We start from the raw sequence: 16,254 nt of genomic DNA on the forward strand, positions 1-16,254 counted from the left end.
CATGACGATCCGCGTGATGCTCGTCGACGACCAGGTGCTGCTGCGCACCGGGTTCCGGATGGTGCTCGCCGCCCAGCCGGACATGGAGGTCGTCGCGGAGGCGGGCGACGGTGTCGAGGCCCTCCAGGTGCTGCGCTCCACCGCTGTCGACGTCGTCCTGATGGACGTCCGCATGCCGAAGCTCGACGGCGTCGAGGCCACCCGCCGGATCTGCTCGGAGCCCGAGCCGCCGAAGGTGCTGATCCTCACCACGTTCGACCTCGACGAGTACGCGTTCTCGGGGCTGAAGGCGGGCGCGTCCGGGTTCATGCTCAAGGACGTGCCGCCGGCCGAGCTGCTGGCCGCGATCCGCTCGGTGCACAGCGGCGACGCCGTGGTCGCCCCCTCCACCACGCGCCGCCTTCTCGACCGCTTCGCGCCGATGCTGCCCACCACCGGCAAGGAACCCCGGCACAAGGGGCTCGAGCGGCTCACCGACCGCGAGCGCGAGGTGATGGTGCTGGTCGCCCAGGGGCTGTCCAACGGCGAGATCGCCGCCCGGCTGGTGTTGTCGGAGGCGACCGTCAAGACGCACGTGGGCCGCATCCTCACGAAGCTGGGGCTGCGGGACCGGGTACAGGTGGTGGTCCTGGCGTACGAGACGGGGCTGGTACGGGCAGGCGGCGGGCACGGCTGACCACTGGCGCGATCACAGGGACCGGATCGCGGGGAGCGGATCGGGAGAACCGGATCGCGGGGACCGGATCACAGCGAAACGTGACCCCGGCGTACCCGGCGCCCACTAGGGTCTGCGCATGCTCCTGTGGATCAACGGCCCTTTCGGGGGCGGCAAAACACAGACCGCACACGAGATCCAGCGGCGGCTGCCGGGCAGCGTGATCTGCGACCCCGAGCACGCCGGTTTCGGTCTGCGCCGCATGCTGCCGCCCGAGCTGCGCGGCGACTTCCAGGACCTGGTCGCATGGCGGCAGGGCGTCGTAGAGGTCCTCGACCTCGCCCTCACCAAGCACGAGGGAGTGGTGATCGCCCCCATGACGGTCACCGACTCCGGTCACTTCGAGGAGACCGTGGGCCGGCTCCGCGAACTCGGGCACGACGTACGCCACTTCACCCTGCTCGCCCAGCGCGAGACCGTGCTGAGGCGGCTGCGGGAGCGGGGCTTCGGCCACCTCCTTTCGTACGTGGCCGGTAAGAACGCGGGTCTGCGCAGGGAGAGCTGGGCCGTACAGCAGCTCGACCACTGCCTGGAGCGGCTGCGCGAACCGGAGTTCGCCGAGCATCTGTGGACCGATCATTCGACCGTGCCGAAGACGGCGGACCGCATAGCCGTCCTGGCCGGGCTGACACTGCGGCCCAACAACGAGGGCGCGCTGCGGACTCGGCTGCGGCAGGCGGGGGTGGGCATCAGACACATCCGATTCGACTGAGGGTCTGCTCCCGCCGGGCTATCTGAGGATCCCCTCCAGGAAGTCGCTGCCCAGCCGCGCCACCACGGAGACATCCAGCTGATGCAGGACGTACCGCCCGCGCCGGCGCGTGGTGACCAGGCCCGCCTTCTTCAGCACCCCGAGGTGCCGGGATATCTCGGGCGCCGTCATGCCGTGGACCTGGGCCAGCTCGCTGGTGGTGTACGCGCTGCGCGCCAGATGACGGCAGATACGCATCCGGACGGGGTGGGACAGGGCGGTCATCCGCAGGGTGAGCTGCTCGACCGACGGGGGCGAGGCCGGTTCGGGCGATCCGACCGGGTAGTGCAGCAGCGGCTGCCAGCCGTAGCGGTGCAGCACGTTCAGATGCGGCCAGCCGAGGCTGGTCGGGACGAGGAGGAGGCCGCCGCCCGCCGTGACGGTGCGGCCCTGGACCAGCTTGTCCACGACGATCCGACCGGCGGCCTCGTCGACCGTCACGACGGGGGAGACCGCGGCCAGCGCCTCGGCCAGCCCCTTGTGCCGCAGCAGCTCCGTCTTGTGCCGGGCGTCCGCCGTCAGTTGGTGGCGCAGCCGGGACCAGGCCTCGTCGAAGAACGCCTCGTCGCAGTCCTCCAGGAACCGCCGCAGCCAGGACCGGACGCTGGGCGGGTCGTCGAGCAGCCGCTGGGTGAACCGCACCTGCTGCGGGCCGCGGGAGGCGGCCACCTCCAGCGCGCGGCGCCGGACCACGGGATTCGCCAGGATGTCCGGGGCCTGCGTGTCGTACGTGATCATGCACGTGAACTCCAGGGCCGCATCCACGAACTGTTCGTCCGTCAGCTTGTCCAGGAGGTCCAGGTCCTCGGCGAGTGTGGCGCCCGGGAGCGTGCTGCGGCCCGGGATGCCCGCGTACGGCAGGAACAGGTCCGAGAACGTCGTGCGCCACAGGAAGTCGGCCTCGCACATCCGGTCGGCCAGGTGCGAGTCGAGCCGGCTGGTCACGCCCGTCACCCAGGCCTGCAGGCCCGGATGGTGCCCCGGCTCGGACAGCGCGTGCAGCGCCATGCCGAGCTCGGCCAGGGGGGAGGGCACGACGGTGACCCTCTCCGGCCGCAGCCCCGCGATGTCGATGCTCACGCTCATGCCACCCATGGTGCACTCCGCCACTGACAACGCCGTCCTCGGACGACCACCGCCGTCGGTCGAGGAGACGTCGCCGCCGCACGGGCGCGACCTGGGACGACCGGGGCAGCCGCGGCGCCCGATTCCCACGTCCCGAGAAGGCGATCCGCCATGAGCCCGACCCAGCAGTACGTCCCTCGACGCCCACCGCGCCCGCCGGCACGGCGAGCCCGCCCCGCCCGCGCCCGGTACCCACGACTGGCAGGTCGAGCGCGAGCTGCGCGACCACCGGCGCTTCCGGGCGGTCCTCGCGGGCCGCCCGGCCCACGAGCGGATACGGCAGGCCCTGCGCCGACGGCTGCGTCCGCGTCCGCGTGTTACGCGCCGACCTCCCCGGCCAGCCGGGCCACGAAGTCCGCGACCGCCGCCTTCACGTCGGCGGAAGTCCATTCCAGGCCGGCGGCGCGCACGACGACCTCGGTGAAGGACAGGCCGGGACCGCCATGCTCCCAGCCGGTCGCGAAGAGCAGCGTCCCCGTCTCCTCGGCCTGGAGCACCGCCGCCTCGGCGAGCACGTCCGGGCCGTACGGCAGCCAGACCTGGAACTCGTGGGTGTGCGGCACCTCGGGGTGCACGCGCGCCCATGGCACGCCCGCCTCGGCGAACCCCTCCCGCAGCGCGGCGGCCACCACGCGCGCGTGGCGCACGTAGTCGGGCAGCCGGGGCAGCTCGCGGTCGAGGCCGGCGAGTGCCGAGAGCACGGTGGGGAACTGCTGGAACACCATGCCGCCGTACCGGTGCCGCCAGACCTTCGCCTCCTCCACCAGCGTCCTGGGGCCGGCGAGCGCCGCCCCGCCGAAGGCGTCGAGGGACTTGTAGAACGACACATAGACGCTGTCCGCGAGGGCGGCGATCTCCTCCAGGGGGCGGTCGAAGTGGACGGTGGACTCCCACAGGCGCGCGCCGTCGAAGTGCACCACCGCGTCGCGCTCGCGCGCGGCCTCCACGAGCTCGGTGAGCTCCTCCCACGAGGGCAGTACGAAACCGGCGTCCCTGAGGGGCAGTTCCAGCATCAGTGCCCCGAAAGGCTCCGGGAAGTCGCGCACCTCGTCGGCCGTCGGCAGCCGGGGCTCGCTCGTCACACGGACCGGGCGCAACCCGCTGACCAGGCTGAACGCGTGCTGCTCGTGCACCTCGGGGTGGGCCAGCGCGTGCAGCGCCACCCTGGGGTCGCCGGTGCGGCCCGCCCAGCAGCGCAGCGCCACCTGCTGGGCCATCGTCCCGGTCGGGAAGAACGCGGCGGCCTCCGTGCCCAGCAGCGCGGCGACCCGTTCCTCCAGGTGCTCCACGATCCGGTTGCCGTAGATGTCCGCCGGTTCGTCGAGGTCGTACACCTGGGGTGCCGTCTCGTGCAGCAGGGCCAGCCGTTCACGGAGCGTGCCCCGGAAGCCCCCGCGTGACAGGACGTGCCCGGCCTCCCGAAAGGCGGCCGAACGCCGCTCCCGTATACGCTCCTGGGCCGACTTCTGCGTGCCCTGCTCCACCGTGTCGCTCATGCCCTGGATCATGCCGTGCGCGGATCCGGGCGAGCACCCGCATTCACCGGTTCCGGGGGTGAGCGGCAGCGTGGCCGGAAGAGCGCCCCGAAACCCACAGCCTGTGGACAACCCGACGCCCCCCGAACCGATCGCGTTAACATGACGAGAAATCGTCCGGTACCGAGAGCGGACTGGAACGGGAAGGCCGCCGTCGCGTGAGTACAGTCCAACAGCCAGATCCCAGGGACCGCCCCGCGCGGCTCACCGTCGGCGTCGTCGGCGCCGGCCGCGTGGGCCCCGCGCTGGCCGCGTCCCTCGAACTCGCCGGGCACCACCCGGTGGCCGTCTCCGGGGTCTCCGACGCCTCCAGAAGGCGGGCCGCGCTGATGCTGCCCGACGTGCCGGTCGTCCCGCCCGCCGAGGTGCTCCAGCGCGCCGACCTGGTGCTGCTGACCGTCCCGGACGACACCCTGCCCGGCCTCGTGACGGGACTCGCCGAGACCGGGGCCGTGCGGCCGGGACAACTGCTCGTGCACACCTCCGGTCGGTACGGCGCGAAGGTGCTGGACCCCGCCCTGCGCGCGGGCGCGCTGCCGCTGGCGCTGCACCCCGCGATGACCTTCACCGGTACCCCCGTGGACATCCAGCGTCTGGCCGGCTGTTCCTTCGGCGTCACCGCGCCCGACGAACTGCGGCTGGCCGCCGAGGCTCTCGTCATCGAGATGGGCGGCGAGCCGGAGTGGATCGCCGAGCAGAACCGGCCGCTCTACCACGCGGCCCTCGCACTCGGCGCCAACCACCTGGTGACCCTCGTCGCCCAGTCCATGGAGCTGCTGCGCACGGCCGGTGTCGAGGCGCCCGACCGGATGCTCGGCCCGCTGCTCGGCGCCGCCCTCGACAACGCCCTGCGCTCCGGCGACGCGGCGCTCACCGGCCCCGTCGCGCGCGGTGACGCGGGTACGGTCGCCGCGCACATCGGCCAGCTGCGCGAGCACGCCCCGCAGACCGTCGCCGGCTACCTGGCGATGGCACGCGCGACCGCCGACCGGGCGCTCGCCCACGGACTGCTGAAGCCGGAACTCGCCGAGGACCTGCTCGGGGTACTCGCCGACGGAACCGACGGCACCGACGGAACCAACGGCACCGAAGGAGCTGCCGGATGACCACCACCCTGCTGCGCACCGCCGACGAATTGCACGCTCGCGCGCGTGCGGGCCGCCGTGCCGTCGTGATGACCATGGGCGCCCTGCACGACGGGCACGCCACGCTGATCCGCACCGCGCGCGAGATCGCCGGCCCGGACGGCGAGGTCGTGGTCACGGTCTTCGTCAACCCGCTGCAGTTCGGCGCGGGCGAGGACCTCGACCGTTACCCGCGCACCCTGGAGGCCGACCTCAAGGTCGCCGAGCAGGCGGGCGCGGACGTCGTGTTCGCCCCGTCCGTGGACGAGGTCTACCCGGGCGGCGAACCGCAGGTCCGCATCAGCGCGGGCCCCATGGGCGAACGCCTGGAGGGCGCCACACGCCCCGGCCACTTCGACGGCATGCTCACCGTCGTCGGCAAACTGCTGCACCTCACCCGGCCCGACGTGGCCCTGTTCGGGCAGAAGGACGCCCAGCAGCTCGCCCTGATCCGGCGCATGGTGCGGGACCTGAACTTCGGGATCGAGATCGTGGGCGTGCCGACCGCACGCGAGGAGGACGGCCTGGCCCTGTCCAGCCGCAACCGCTATCTCTCGCTCCAGGAGCGGCGCACCGCCCTCGCCCTGTCCCAGGCCCTGTTCGCGGGCCGCGACCGGCACGCCGCCCAGGAGGCGCTGCGCGCGCGGGCGCGTGAGGTACCCGCCACGCACGCGCGTGCCGAGGCCCTCAGCGCCATAGGTGAGTCCCGCGCGGCCGCCGACGCGCACGCCGTCGCCAAGGCCGTACCCGGCTCCGCCGCGGCCGTCCGCGCCGCGGCGCGCCTGGTGCTCGACGATGCCGCCCGCCTCGACCCGCCGCTCGAACTGGACTACCTCGCCCTGGTCGACCCGTCCGACTTCACCGAGATCGAGGACGACTTCACCGGCGAGGCCGTCCTCGCCGTCGCCGCCCGGGTCGGGACGACCCGGCTGATCGACAACCTTCCTCTCACCTTCGGAGCCGCCTCGTGACCAGCACAGGCATACGACTGCACGCGCCCGCGCCCGGGTGGTCCATCTCCGCGGACGTGGTGGTCGTCGGCTCCGGCGTCGCCGGCCTGACCGCGGCCCTGCGCTGCGAGGCCGCCGGCCTGACGACGGTCGTCGTCACCAAGGCCCGCCTCGACGACGGCTCCACCCGCTGGGCCCAGGGCGGCATCGCCGCGGCCCTCGGCGAGGGCGACACCCCCGAACAGCACCTGGACGACACGCTGGTCGCCGGCGCGGGCCTGTGCGACGAGGAGGCCGTGCGGATCCTCGTCACCGAGGGCCCCGACGCCGTACGGCGGCTGATCGAGACCGGCGCCCACTTCGACGAGTCCTCCGAAGGCGGACTGGAACTCACCCGCGAGGGCGGCCACCACCGCCGCCGGATCGCACACGCCGGCGGCGACGCGACCGGCGCCGAGGTCTCCCGGGCGCTCGTCGAGGCGGTACGCGCGCGTGGGCTGCGCGCGATCGAGAACGCGCTCGTCCTGGACCTGCTGACGGACCCCGACGGCCGCACGGCGGGCGTCACCCTGCACGTGATGGGCGAGGGCCAGCACGACGGTGTGGGCGCCGTGCACGCCCCCGCCGTGGTCCTCGCGACCGGCGGCATGGGCCAGGTGTTCTCCGCGACCACCAACCCGTCCGTGTCCACCGGTGACGGCGTGGCGCTCGCCCTGCGGGCGGGCGCGGAGGTCTCCGACCTGGAGTTCGTGCAGTTCCACCCCACTGTGCTGTTCCTGGGCGTGGACGCCGAGGGCCAGCAGCCCCTCGTCTCCGAGGCGGTGCGCGGTGAGGGCGCCCACCTGGTCGACGCCGACGGCGTGCGCTTCATGGTCGGGCAGCACGAGCTGGCCGAACTGGCGCCCCGGGACATCGTCGCCAAGGGCATCACGCGCCGCATGCAGGAGCAGGACGCCGAGCACATGTTCCTCGACGCCCGTCACTTCGGCGCCGAGATGTGGGAGCACCGCTTCCCGACGATCCTCGCCGCCTGCCGCGCCAACGGCATCGACCCGGTCCACGAGCCCATCCCGGTCGCCCCGGCCGCCCACTACGCCTCCGGCGGCGTGCGCACCGACTCACACGGCCGTACGACGGTGCCCGGCCTGTACGCGTGCGGCGAGGTCGCCTGCACCGGCGTGCACGGCGCCAACCGGCTTGCCTCCAACTCCCTCCTGGAGGGCCTCGTCTACGCCGAGCGCATCGTCGCCGACATCACGGCGAACCGGGCGGAGGACGGCCTCCACGCGCGCGTGCCCGAACCGGTCGCGCAGCCCGAGAAGCCGGCGCACCCGCTCCTCGCCCCCGAGGCCCGGTTCGCGATCCAGCGGACCATGACCGAGGGCGCCGGCGTCCTGCGCTCCGCCGACTCCCTCACCAAGGCCGCCGAACAGCTCCAGCGGCTGCACACCGAGGCCCGCGACGCCCTCGACGAGAACGGCAAGACCGCCGAGCCCGGCGTCGACACCTGGGAGGCCACCAACCTCCTGTGCGTGGCCCGCGTCCTGGTCGCCGCCGCCCGGCAGCGCGAGGAGACCCGCGGCTGCCACTGGCGCGAGGACCACGCCGACCGCGACGACACCGCCTGGCGGCGCCACATCGTCGTACGGCTGAATCCGGACCGCACGCTGGCCGTACACACCACGGACACCGCAGACTTCCCCCCTACCCGGCAGTACCCGCGCCCCCAGGAGCAGTGACAGAAGTGAGCACCCCCGACCTTCCCCTCGCCTCGTCCGGTGGTTGCGGCGACGGCTGTGCCTGTGGCGCGGACGCCGGTGACGAATACCTGGAGTGCGGTCTCGACCCCGCGCTCGCCCAGCTCCTGGCCGACGCGGGACTCGATCCCGTGGAGGTCGAGGACATCGCCAACGTCGCCATCCAGGAGGACCTCGACCACGGTGTGGACGTGACGACGGTCGCGACCATCCCCGAGGACGCCGTGGCCACCGCCGACTTCACCGCGCGCGAGGCGGGCGTCGTGGCGGGCCTCAGGGTCGCCGAAGCGGTGATCTCGGTCGTCTGCACGGACGAGTTCGAGGTCGAGCGGCACGTGGAGGACGGTGACCGGGTGGAGGCCGGGCAGAAGCTCCTGTCGGTCACCACGCGCACGCGTGACCTGCTGACCGCCGAACGCAGCGCACTCAACCTCCTGTGCCGCCTGTCGGGCATCGCCACCGCCACGCGCGCGTGGGCGGACGCCCTGGAAGGCACCAAGGCCAAGGTCCGCGACACCCGCAAGACGACGCCGGGCCTGCGTTCCCTGGAGAAGTTCGCGGTGCGCTGCGGCGGGGGTGTGAACCACCGCATGTCGCTGTCCGACGCCGCCCTGGTCAAGGACAACCACGTGGTCGCCGCGGGCGGCGTCGCCCCGGCCTTCGAGGCCGTACGGGAGGCCTTCCCGGACGTACCGATCGAGGTCGAGGTCGACACCCTGCGCCAGCTGCGCGAGGTGGTGGAAGCGGGCGCCGATCTGATCCTCCTGGACAACTTCACGCCGGACGAGTGCGCGGAAGCCGTGGGCATCGTCGGCGGGCGGGCCCTGCTGGAGGCGTCGGGCCGGCTGACCCTGGACAACGCCAAGGTCTACGCCGACACCGGCGTCGACTTCATGGCCGTCGGGGCGCTGACCCACTCCTCGCCGATCCTGGACATCGGCCTGGATCTGCGAGCGGCGGAGTAGGGAGCGGGAACCGGCCATGCTGCTGACGATCGACGTAGGCAACACGCACACGGTGCTCGGCCTGTTCGACGGCGAGGACATCGTCGAGCACTGGCGGATCTCCACGGACGCGCGCCGTACGGCTGACGAGCTCGCGGTGCTCCTGCAGGGCCTGATGGGCATGCACCCGCTCCTCGGAGAGGAGCTGGGGGACGGCATCGACGGGATCGCGATCTGCGCGACGGTGCCGTCCGTGCTGCACGAGCTGCGGGAGGTCACCCGCCGGTACTACGGCGACGTGCCCGCGGTGCTCGTGGAGCCCGGGGTGAAGACGGGCGTGCCGATCCTCACCGACAACCCCAAGGAGGTCGGCGCCGACCGCATCATCAACGCGGTGGCGGCCGTCGAGCTCTACGGCGGCCCGGCGATCGTCGTCGACTTCGGTACGGCGACGACGTTCGACGCGGTGAGCGCGCGCGGGGAGTACGTGGGCGGTGTCATCGCGCCCGGCATCGAGATCTCGGTCGAGGCGCTGGGCGTCAAGGGCGCGCAGCTGCGGAAGATCGAGGTGGCCCGGCCGCGGAGTGTGATCGGCAAGAACACGGTCGAGGCGATGCAGGCCGGGATCGTGTACGGGTTCGCCGGGCAGGTGGACGGGGTCGTGAGCCGGATGGCGCGCGAGCTGGCGGACGATCCGGACGAGGTCACGGTGATCGCCACGGGTGGCCTGGCGCCGATGGTGCTGGGGGAGTCGTCGGTGATCGACGAGCATGAGCCGTGGCTGACGCTGATCGGGCTGCGGCTGGTCTACGAGCGGAACGTGTCGCGGATCTGACGGGGGCCCGGGACCGCGGGTGGGGGAGGGGCGAGCGGCCCGGCGCTGACGGATGCCGCCCTTCTGTGGGACGGGTGCCGCCCCGAGCGGCGCGGTTGTCCGCAGCTACCCCCACCCGGGTGGCTCCCCGCGCCACACCCGCCCGCTATGTCGAATTTGTCTGATTAGCGCGTACCGTCGCCCCATGCCCACGCCATACGGATCCCGCGGCGGCATGGCGTTCGGTGCGGAGGAGCTGCGTGTGCTCCGCCGCGCTCTCGCCCTCGCCCTGAACCCCGCCCCCGCCTCGGCCGAGGACGTCCAGGACTGCCTTCGCGTCGCCGAGTCCCTGGACGAGGCGATGCGCGAGGGTGCCCGGCTGCGTGCCTTCCTGGTGGCCGACCTCGCCCGGTACCGCGCCGCCCTGCCCGGCACCGCCGCCGGCTATCTCACACTCCTGGAGGAGGTGCTGGGAGCCGGGTACCGCCCCGACCCGGACGATCTCGCCGCGCTCCGGACGCTGCGGGGCAGTCCAGCCGCAGCCGCGCTCCTGGACCGCTGCCGGGCGCTCGCGGAACAGGACGTGCGCACCCGCCTCGCCCGGGACGGCGCCCGAGAGGCCGCTGTGGCCCCCCAAGCGCTCTCGGGTATCCCGGCGGCCCGCCAGCCCGTCCACGCGTCGCACATCCGCCTCCTGGCGCTTCCTGGGGGCCTTTGCGGTGACTCCTCCGGCGACTTCACCGCTGTCGCCGAGGACCCGGCCGAGAAGCCCGAGAAGGAGCCCGCCGTGAAGCCGGCCCCCTCCGCTCCCAAGCCCGCCCCCGGCGGGCCCACGCCGACCCGGCGCCCCGTTCCCACCCCGGGCGAGGTCTTCCCGCGCCGCAAGCCGGCCTCACCGCCCGCGAAGCCACCCCACCAACTGGCCGTGGGCTGACCCGGCACCGGGACGGGGGCCGACGCGCCGCCCACCCGCCCCCGTCCCGCTGCCCCGGCGTGGCTACTCTGGATCCATGGACTACGTCTCCGCGCTCGTACCCCCGGTCGTCATGGCAGCGTTCTTCATCGGTCTGATCAGGGTGATCGTGAAGACCCAGGGCGGGGCCAACAAGGCCAAGGAGGACGCGGCCGTCGACGCCGCGCTCGCACGCGCGGAGAACTCCCGTCAGGCCTCCACCGCGAAGTCCGACGCCTGAGCCCTGCCCGCGGCGCCTCCCGACGGCGTACGACGCGTGCCCGCGCACCTCGCGCACCGGCACTTTCCGCGTCGTACGCCCTTTTTGTTCCCGTTTGCCGCTGAAAGTGACCGTTCGGCACGCCATTGACGAGATCTCCCACTATTGTTCTGAGTTGTGCCTCGCCCATTGGGAGAACTCGAAGACGCGGTGATGACGCGGGTGTGGAAGTGGAACCGCCCGGTCACCGTTCGAGAAGTCCTGGAAGACCTTCAGCAGGAACGGTCCATCGCCTACACGACGGTGATGACCGTTTTGGACAATCTCCATCAGAAGGGCTGGGTGCGCCGCGAAGCGGAAGGCCGGGCCTATCGATATGAAGCGGTCTCCACGCGTGCCGCCTACGCCGCGGCGCTGATGAACGAGGCCTGGGGGCAGAGCGACAACCCCGCCGCCGCTCTCGTCGCCTTCTTCGGCATGATGAGCGACGAACAACGACAGGCCCTGCGAGACGCCGTACGGATCGTCCAGGTACCGGAAACGCCCGAACCCGCCCGTGCCCCCGATACCGCCGGGGATACGGCCGTGAGCGATACCTCGGGGGAGAACCCCGACTCGGCGGTGGAGGACGGCGGGCGATAGCGTCCGCTCATGTCAGAGAGCCCCGAAGTCACCGCTAAAGCCATCACCGTCCGACGGGCCCGGACCAGCGATGTCCCGGCCGTGCGCCGACTCCTTGACGCCTACGTCCGTGACGGCATCCTCCTCGACAAAGCGATGGTGACGCTTTACGAGGACATCCAGGAGTTCTGGGTCGCCGAACGGGACGACAACGCCGAGGTGGTCGGCTGTGGCGCACTTCACGTGATGTGGGAAGACCTCGCGGAAGTCCGCACTCTCGCGGTGAAGCCCGGCCTGAAGGGCGCCGGCGTCGGCCATCAGTTGCTGCGGAAGTTGCTGCACACCGCGCGCTGGCTCGGTGTTCGCCGGGTTTTCTGTCTGACCTTCGAAGTGGACTTCTTCGTCAAGCACGGCTTCGTGGAGATCGGTGAGACGCCCGTCGACACCGATGTCTACGCGGAACTCCTGCGCTCCTATGACGAGGGCGTCGCGGAGTTCCTCGGTCTCGAACGAGTGAAACCGAACACCTTGGGCAACAGCCGGATGCTTCTGCATCTGTGATCGCCGGGCATCGCGAGGTTCGTCAAGGCGTATTCCAGTGGTGGACAAGGACCGGACAACGGATGGACAACGGGCGGACAAGGGAGCGGACCCCTGCCCGGGTTCCCTATGTCCGAAACGCGCACGTTTCCGGTCCCGGGGCGGTCCTTCGATCTCTGCCGGGGGTTTGTGTTTTTCCCGCAAAAGCGGTTTGCTTTCCGACGTACTGCAGTACTGCATATAACAGGGGGCGGCGAAACGGCGGACGCCGCAGACCCCCGACCCTCACGTTTTCGATGAAAGGAAATCCGGTGGCACAGAAGGTTCAGGTCCTTCTTGTCGACGACCTCGACGGCGGCGAGGCAGACGAGACCGTGACGTTCGCGCTGGACGGCAAGACGTACGAGATCGATCTCACGACCACCAATGCGGACAAGCTGCGCGGCCTTCTCGACCCCTATGTGAAGGGTGGTCGTCGCACCGGAGGTCGTGCTTCGGGTGGGCGTGGAAAGGCGCGCGCCGCTACGGGTGGCAGCCAGGACACCGCGCAGATCCGCGCCTGGGCGAAGGAGAACGGTCTCGAGGTCAACGACCGCGGCCGTGTTCCCGCGGCCATTCGCGAGGCTTACGAGAAGGCGAACGGCTGAGCGCACGCGCGCAGCCGGACCCGGTGACACTGCGTTGCCACCGTGTCCACGAGTCGTACGAGATCGGGGGCGCCCCCACCGCCCCCCACGGCCGACAGCGTCGGCAACGAGGCCTCGACCTCGCACCCCGGCACGGGGGGCCGCAACCACACGGCGGCCCCCTGAAGACGTCCGGAAGGGCCCGGAGGCGACGGCCGGGCGTCGGCCCGCCAGGACCCGGGTCCTGGGGGCGGTGGCGCTTCCATGCGCCCGTCCGCGCCGAGCGCCACCAGATCCAGCGCCAGCGCACCCCACTCCAGCCAGTCCAGGAGCCCCGGCAGCTCGTCCGCGCTGCCCGCGGCCACCAGTAGCCGCATCCGGTCGCCCCGCAGCGCCACCGGAGAGTCCGGCCCCAGGCGCCTCAGCGCCCCGAAACCCGCCTCGGCCGGTACGTCCAGGACGTCGAAGCGCAGGCCGGTGACCAGCCGCAGCGGCTCACCGGGCACTGTCGCCCAGCCCAGTGCGTTCTCGTACCAGTGCCGCATCCGGTCTCCCGGAGTCTGCGGCCGACGGGAGAAGGGGACCGCGGTGACCGAGCCGACCATGCCAAGCGCAACCGTCGAAAACCCCTTCAAGTTACGCTGGGTGCCCTGGCGAATGCGCAGTGTGCCGAAAAGGGGGGCGCGTGGGGGTGCGGGGAGGCACAAGGGTGTTCGCCCATAGCGGAGGGAATGAGCGCGCGCGGCATGGAGTGTCCGTCCGCGCGGGTAAGACATCCCTAGTGGGAGGGGGCGACACGCAGGAAAGGACGTCTCACGTTCGCCATCGGCGTACTGCCGGTGAGGGTAACTGCCTGGCCTGCGGGAACATCGTCTCGCACCATCGGGTTGGAGCAGATGTCGGCGTTCGGGGTCAGGAGGCCATCGACGGTGTCGGCAGTTGGAATGAGCGGTCCCCGCTTGCGGGACTAAGCTGCGGAAGGACAGAGAGGGGAAGTTCCCCCCACTGCCTGACCGCTCTGAGGAGCGATTAACGATGTTCGAGAGGTTCACCGACCGCGCGCGGCGGGTTGTCGTCCTGGCTCAGGAAGAAGCCCGGATGCTCAACCACAACTACATCGGCACCGAGCACATCCTCCTGGGCCTGATCCACGAGGGTGAGGGTGTCGCCGCCAAGGCCCTTGAGAGCCTCGGGATTTCGCTCGAGGCGGTCCGCCAGCAGGTGGAGGAGATCATCGGCCAGGGCCAGCAGGCCCCGTCCGGGCACATCCCCTTCACTCCCCGTGCCAAGAAGGTCCTGGAGCTGTCGCTCCGCGAGGCCCTTCAGCTGGGCCACAACTACATCGGCACGGAGCACATCCTGCTCGGCCTGATCCGTGAGGGCGAGGGCGTCGCCGCCCAGGTCCTGGTCAAGCTGGGCGCAGATCTGAACCGAGTGCGGCAGCAGGTGATCCAGCTGCTCTCCGGTTACCAGGGCAAGGAGACCGCCACCGCCGGCGGCCCTGCCGAGGGCACCCCCTCGACGTCCCTGGTCCTCGACCAGTTCGGCCGGAACCTCACCCAGGCCGCTCGTGAGTCCAAGCTCGACCCGGTCATCGGGCGCGAGAAGGAGATCGAGCGGGTCATGCAGGTGCTGTCCCGCCGCACCAAGAACAACCCGGTCCTGATCGGTGAGCCCGGCGTCGGCAAGACCGCCGTCGTCGAGGGCCTCGCCCAGGCCATCGTCAAGGGCGAGGTGCCCGAGACCCTCAAGGACAAGCACCTCTACACCCTCGACCTCGGTGCGCTGGTCGCCGGCTCCCGCTACCGCGGTGACTTCGAGGAGCGCCTGAAGAAGGTGCTCAAGGAGATCCGCACCCGCGGCGACATCATCCTGTTCATCGACGAGCTGCACACGCTCGTCGGAGCCGGTGCCGCCGAGGGCGCCATCGACGCTGCTTCGATCCTGAAGCCGATGCTGGCCCGCGGTGAGCTGCAGACCATCGGTGCGACGACGCTGGACGAGTACCGCAAGCACCTGGAGAAGGACGCGGCCCTGGAGCGCCGCTTCCAGCCGATCCAGGTCGCGGAGCCGTCCCTGCCGCACACGATCGAGATCCTCAAGGGTCTGCGTGACCGCTACGAGGCGCACCACCGCGTGTCCATCACGGACGAGGCGCTGGTCCAGGCCGCCACCCTGGCCGACCGGTACATCTCGGACCGCTTCCTGCCGGACAAGGCGATCGACCTGATCGACGAGGCCGGTTCCCGGATGCGCATCCGCCGCATGACCGCGCCGCCGGACCTCCGCGAGTTCGACGAGAAGATCGCCGGCGTCCGCCGCGACAAGGAGTCCGCGATCGACTCGCAGGACTTCGAGAAGGCCGCCTCCCTCCGCGACAAGGAGAAGCAGCTCCTGGCCGCCAAGGCCAAGCGGGAGAAGGAGTGGAAGGCCGGCGACATGGACGTCGTCGCCGAGGTCGACGGCGAGCTGATCGCCGAGGTCCTCGCCACGGCCACCGGCATTCCGGTCTTCAAGCTGACCGAGGAGGAGTCCTCGCGTCTGCTGCGCATGGAGGACGAGCTCCACAAGCGGGTCATCGGCCAGGTCGACGCCGTCAAGGCGCTGTCGAAGGCGATCCGTCGTACGCGTGCCGGTCTGAAGGACCCGAAGCGTCCCGGTGGTTCGTTCATCTTCGCCGGCCCGTCCGGTGTCGGTAAGACCGAGCTGTCCAAGGCCCTCGCCGAGTTCCTCTTCGGTGACGAGGACGCGCTGATCTCCCTCGACATGTCGGAGTTCAGCGAGAAGCACACGGTGTCGCGTCTCTTCGGTTCGCCCCCCGGCTACGTGGGCTACGAAGAGGGTGGCCAGCTGACCGAGAAGGTCCGCCGCAAGCCGTTCTCCGTCGTCCTCTTCGACGAGGTGGAGAAGGCCCACCCGGACATCTTCAACTCGCTGCTGCAGATCCTGGAGGACGGTCGTCTGACCGACTCCCAGGGCCGGGTCGTGGACTTCAAGAACACGGTCATCATCATGACGACCAACCTCGGCACCCGGGACATCTCCAAGGGCTTCAACCTGGGCTTCGCGGCCTCGGGTGACACGAAGACCAACTACGAGCGCATGAAGAACAAGGTCCAGGACGAGCTCAAGCAGCACTTCCGCCCCGAGTTCCTCAACCGCGTCGACGACGTGGTCGTCTTCCCGCAGCTGACGCAGGAGGACATCCTGCGGATCGTCGACCTGATGGTCGGCAAGGTGGACGAGCGCCTGAAGGACCGGGACATGGGCATCGAGCTCTCCCAGTCCGCCAAGGAGCTGCTGTCCAAGAAGGGCTACGACCCCGTGCTGGGCGCCCGGCCGCTGCGCCGTACCATCCAGCGCGAGATCGAGGACACGCTCTCGGAGAAGATCCTCTTCGGCGAGCTGCGCCCCGGTCACATCGTGGTCGTGGACACCGAGGGCGAGGGCGACGCCAAGACCTTCACCTTCCGGGGTGAGGAGAAGTCGGCGCTGCCGGACGTCCCGCCGATCGAGCAGGCGGCCGGCGGTGCCGGGCCGAACCTGAGCAAGGACGCGTAACCCTCCTGGGGGTTCGCCG

16 protein-coding genes are annotated in these 16,254 nt (G+C 71.1%); 13 read left to right on the forward strand and 3 right to left on the reverse strand.

Going from position 1 to position 16,254, the window contains the following annotated elements; genetic code table 11:
• Position 1: 1 nt before the first annotated feature.
• On the forward strand, positions 2 to 676 hold the full coding sequence (locus ACFY16_RS13310; RefSeq protein WP_390647189.1) for a response regulator: 675 nt from the start codon (positions 2 to 4) through the stop codon (positions 674 to 676).
• 118 nt (positions 677 to 794) lie between these two features.
• Positions 795 to 1,427: an AAA family ATPase gene (locus ACFY16_RS13315; protein WP_390647190.1), complete on the forward strand. Its 633-nt coding sequence runs from the start codon at positions 795 to 797 to the stop codon at positions 1,425 to 1,427.
• 18 nt (positions 1,428 to 1,445) lie between these two features.
• Here ACFY16_RS13315 and ACFY16_RS13320 read toward each other — a convergent pair whose 3' ends face one another.
• Together ACFY16_RS13320 and ACFY16_RS13325 are read right to left on the reverse strand one after the other, a co-directional pair.
• Positions 1,446 to 2,552: a DUF5937 family protein gene (locus ACFY16_RS13320; protein WP_390647191.1), complete on the reverse strand. Its 1,107-nt coding sequence runs from the start codon at positions 2,550 to 2,552 to the stop codon at positions 1,446 to 1,448.
• A gap of 356 nt (positions 2,553 to 2,908) precedes the next feature.
• Positions 2,909 to 4,087, reverse strand: a complete 1,179-nt coding sequence (locus ACFY16_RS13325; RefSeq protein ID WP_390647192.1) for a threonine aldolase family protein — start codon at positions 4,085 to 4,087, stop codon at positions 2,909 to 2,911.
• Positions 4,088 to 4,284: 197 nt separating this feature from the next.
• On the opposite strand from ACFY16_RS13325, the gene ACFY16_RS13330 reads away from it, so the two are divergent.
• From ACFY16_RS13330 to ACFY16_RS13375, 10 genes are all read left to right on the forward strand, one after another.
• Complete coding sequence (locus tag ACFY16_RS13330) at positions 4,285 to 5,232, forward strand: Rossmann-like and DUF2520 domain-containing protein (RefSeq protein WP_390647193.1); 948 nt, start codon at positions 4,285 to 4,287, stop codon at positions 5,230 to 5,232.
• On the forward strand, positions 5,229 to 6,221 hold the full coding sequence (gene panC, locus ACFY16_RS13335) for a pantoate--beta-alanine ligase (protein ID WP_390647194.1): 993 nt from the start codon (positions 5,229 to 5,231) through the stop codon (positions 6,219 to 6,221). Before ACFY16_RS13330 ends, panC begins: the two co-directional genes overlap by 4 nt.
• Entirely contained in the window at positions 6,218 to 7,939 is a 1,722-nt protein-coding gene (locus ACFY16_RS13340; protein ID WP_390647195.1) for an L-aspartate oxidase, read from the forward strand. Before panC ends, ACFY16_RS13340 begins: the two co-directional genes overlap by 4 nt.
• Positions 7,940 to 7,944: 5 nt before the next feature.
• Positions 7,945 to 8,922, forward strand: coding sequence for a carboxylating nicotinate-nucleotide diphosphorylase (gene nadC, locus ACFY16_RS13345; protein ID WP_390647196.1), 978 nt, complete (start codon positions 7,945 to 7,947; stop codon positions 8,920 to 8,922).
• 16 nt (positions 8,923 to 8,938) lie between these two features.
• Positions 8,939 to 9,736, forward strand: coding sequence for a type III pantothenate kinase (locus ACFY16_RS13350; protein ID WP_351138313.1), 798 nt, complete (start codon positions 8,939 to 8,941; stop codon positions 9,734 to 9,736).
• 214 nt (positions 9,737 to 9,950) lie between these two features.
• Positions 9,951 to 10,649: a hypothetical protein gene (locus ACFY16_RS13355; RefSeq protein WP_390647263.1), complete on the forward strand. Its 699-nt coding sequence runs from the start codon at positions 9,951 to 9,953 to the stop codon at positions 10,647 to 10,649.
• A gap of 76 nt (positions 10,650 to 10,725) precedes the next feature.
• Positions 10,726 to 10,908: a hypothetical protein gene (locus ACFY16_RS13360; RefSeq protein WP_390647197.1), complete on the forward strand. Its 183-nt coding sequence runs from the start codon at positions 10,726 to 10,728 to the stop codon at positions 10,906 to 10,908.
• A gap of 168 nt (positions 10,909 to 11,076) precedes the next feature.
• Positions 11,077 to 11,529: a BlaI/MecI/CopY family transcriptional regulator gene (locus ACFY16_RS13365; RefSeq protein ID WP_390647198.1), complete on the forward strand. Its 453-nt coding sequence runs from the start codon at positions 11,077 to 11,079 to the stop codon at positions 11,527 to 11,529.
• Positions 11,530 to 11,538: 9 nt separating this feature from the next.
• A complete protein-coding gene (locus tag ACFY16_RS13370) occupies positions 11,539 to 12,069 on the forward strand; it encodes an amino-acid N-acetyltransferase (RefSeq protein WP_355507930.1) in 531 nt (176 codons plus the stop codon).
• Between the two features lie 290 nt (positions 12,070 to 12,359).
• Positions 12,360 to 12,695 (forward strand): Lsr2 family protein, encoded by a 336-nt coding sequence (locus ACFY16_RS13375; RefSeq protein ID WP_390647199.1) that lies wholly within the window; start codon positions 12,360 to 12,362, stop codon positions 12,693 to 12,695.
• On the opposite strand, the gene ACFY16_RS13380 is transcribed toward ACFY16_RS13375, so the two are convergent.
• A complete protein-coding gene (locus ACFY16_RS13380) occupies positions 12,674 to 13,279 on the reverse strand; it encodes an SCO3374 family protein (protein ID WP_390647200.1) in 606 nt (201 codons plus the stop codon). The genes ACFY16_RS13375 and ACFY16_RS13380 overlap by 22 nt on opposite strands.
• Before the next feature lie 430 nt (positions 13,280 to 13,709).
• Here ACFY16_RS13380 and ACFY16_RS13385 point away from each other — a divergent pair, with 430 nt between their 5' ends.
• Positions 13,710 to 16,235, forward strand: coding sequence for an ATP-dependent Clp protease ATP-binding subunit (locus ACFY16_RS13385; protein ID WP_390647201.1), 2,526 nt, complete (start codon positions 13,710 to 13,712; stop codon positions 16,233 to 16,235).
• The last annotated feature ends 19 nt before the right edge of the window (positions 16,236 to 16,254 follow it).

The organism is Streptomyces sp. NPDC001315, assembly GCF_042896175.1.
Taxonomy (GTDB): domain Bacteria; phylum Actinomycetota; class Actinomycetes; order Streptomycetales; family Streptomycetaceae; genus Streptomyces.